Here is a 2,586-nt window from a genome sequence, read left to right on the forward strand (position 1 = left end):
TAAGGATAGTGGTATCCTGAGTAGGGCGGGGCACGTGAAACCCTGTCTGAATTTGGCGGGACCATCCGCTAAGGCTAAATACTCCTGAGAGACCGATAGTGAACCAGTACTGTGAAGGAAAGGTGAAAAGAACCGTGAATAACGGAGTGCAATAGATCCTGAAACCATACGCTTACAAGCGGTCGGAGCAGCATAAGCTGTGACGGCGTGCCTTTTGCATAATGAGCCTACGAGTTAACGTTGCTGGCAAGGTTAAGTGGTTAAGCCACGGATCCGTAGCGAAAGCGAGTCTGAATAGGGCGCTTGAGTCAGTAATGTTAGACGCGAAACCGTGTGATCTACCCATGGGCAGGATGAAGCTGTGGTAACACATAGTGGAGGTCCGAACCGGTTGACGTTGAAAAGTCTTCGGATGACCTGTGGGTAGGGGTGAAAGGCCAATCAAACTCGGAAATAGCTCGTACTCCCCGAAATGCATTTAGGTGCAGCGCTGGATATAGTTATATAGAGGTAGAGCTACTGATTGGATGCGGGGGCTTCACCGCCTACCAATTCCTGACAAACTCCGAATGCTATATAATGATTACCAGCAGTGAGGGCTTGGGTGCTAAGGTCCAAGTCCGAGAGGGAAAGAACCCAGACCATCAGCTAAGGTCCCCAAATGTATGCTAAGTTGAAAAAACGCGGTTTGTCTGCATCGACAGCTAGGATGTTGGCTTGGAAGCAGCCATTCATTTAAAGAGTGCGTAACAGCTCACTAGTCGAGCGGACGAGCATGGATAATAATCGGGCATAAGCATACTACCGAAGCTATGGATTTGTAGTAATACAAGTGGTAGGGGAGCATTCTAACAGGGTTGAAGGTATCTCGTAAGGGGTGCTGGACTGGTTAGAAAAGAAAATGTAGGCATAAGTAACGATAATGCGGGCGAGAAACCCGCACACCGAAAAACTAAGGTTTCCGCAGCTATGCTAATCAGCTGCGGGTTAGTCGGGTCCTAAGGCGAACCCGAAAGGGACAGTCGATGGCCAACGGGTTAATATTCCCGTACTACTTATAATTGTGATGGAGTGACGCAGTGATGAAAGTACCGCGAACTGACGGAATAGTTCGTTAAAGTACCTAGCTATAGGTCTGGTAGGCAAATCCGCCGGAACTGGTGAAATACGATAGTACTCGGATTCTTCGGATGATGGGATAGTGTACCTAAGGGCTGCCAAGAAAACCTTCTAAACATAGATTATAAGTACCCGTACCGTAAACCGACACAGGTAGTTGAGGAGAGAATCCTAAGGTGCTCGAGAGATTCATGGCTAAGGAATTAGGCAAAATAGACCTGTAACTTCGGGAGAAAGGTCGCCAGCGCAAGCTGGCCGCAGTGAAAAGGTCCAGGCGACTGTTTATCAAAAACACAGGGCTCTGCAAAATCGTAAGATGAAGTATAGGGCCTGACACCTGCCCGGTGCTGGAAGGTTAAGAGGAGATGTTATCTTCGGAGAAGCATTGAATTGAAGCCCCAGTAAACGGCGGCCGTAACTATAACGGTCCTAAGGTAGCGAAATTCCTTGTCGGGTAAGTTCCGACCTGCACGAATGGTGTAACGATCTGGACACTGTCTCAGCCATGAGCTCGGTGAAATTGTAGTATCGGTGAAGATGCCGATTACCCGCAGTGGGACGAAAAGACCCTGTGCACCTTTACTATAGCTTAGTATTGACCTTGGATAAGTGATGTGTAGGATAGGTGGGAGACTGTGAAATGGCGTCGCCAGGCGTTGTGGAGTCATTGTTGAAATACCACCCTTTGCTTATCTGAGGCCTAACCCCATATTGTGGGGGACATTGCTTGGTGGGTAGTTTGACTGGGGTGGTCGCCTCCAAAAGAGTAACGGAGGCTTCTAAAGGTTCCCTCAGCACGCTTGGTAACCGTGCGTAGAGTGCAATGGCATAAGGGAGCTTGACTGAGAGACATACAGGTCGATCAGGTACGAAAGTAGAGCATAGTGATCCGGTGGTTCCGCATGGAAGGGCCATCGCTCAAAGGATAAAAGGTACGCCGGGGATAACAGGCTGATCTCCCCCAAGAGCTCATATCGACGGGGGGGTTTGGCACCTCGATGTCGGCTCGTCACATCCTGGGGCTGGAGAAGGTCCCAAGGGTTGGGCTGTTCGCCCATTAAAGTGGCACGCGAGCTGGGTTCAGAACGTCGTGAGACAGTTCGGTCTCTATCTACTGTGGGCGTTAGAAATTTGAGTGGATCTGACTCTAGTACGAGAGGACCGAGTTGGACTGACCTCTAGTGTATCTGTTGTCTCGCCAGGGGCACCGCAGAGTAGCTACGTCGGGAAGGGATAAGCGCTGAAAGCATATAAGCGCGAAACCCACCACAAGATGAGATTTCTTTTAAGGGTCGTGGAAGATGACCACGTTGATAGGCTATAGATGTAAAGGCAGTAATGTCATAGTCGAGTAGTACTAATAACCCGTAAGCTTATTGTATGAGCCGTTGCCTGAGAATATCGAAGGCACGGCTCGAAATTCTTTCCAAGTTGAATATTTATCTCAATATGTTAAAATATTATTTT

Annotated in this window: 1 rRNA gene; it reads left to right on the forward strand. The window is 48.8% G+C overall.

The window, feature by feature from the left end:
- Positions 1 to 2,500 (forward strand): 23S ribosomal RNA (locus NAT50_RS12270); the annotation flags it as partial.
- Positions 2,501 to 2,586: the final 86 nt, after the last annotated feature.

Source organism: Flavobacterium luminosum, assembly GCF_023635005.1.
In the GTDB taxonomy this organism is placed as follows: domain Bacteria; phylum Bacteroidota; class Bacteroidia; order Flavobacteriales; family Flavobacteriaceae; genus Flavobacterium; species Flavobacterium luminosum.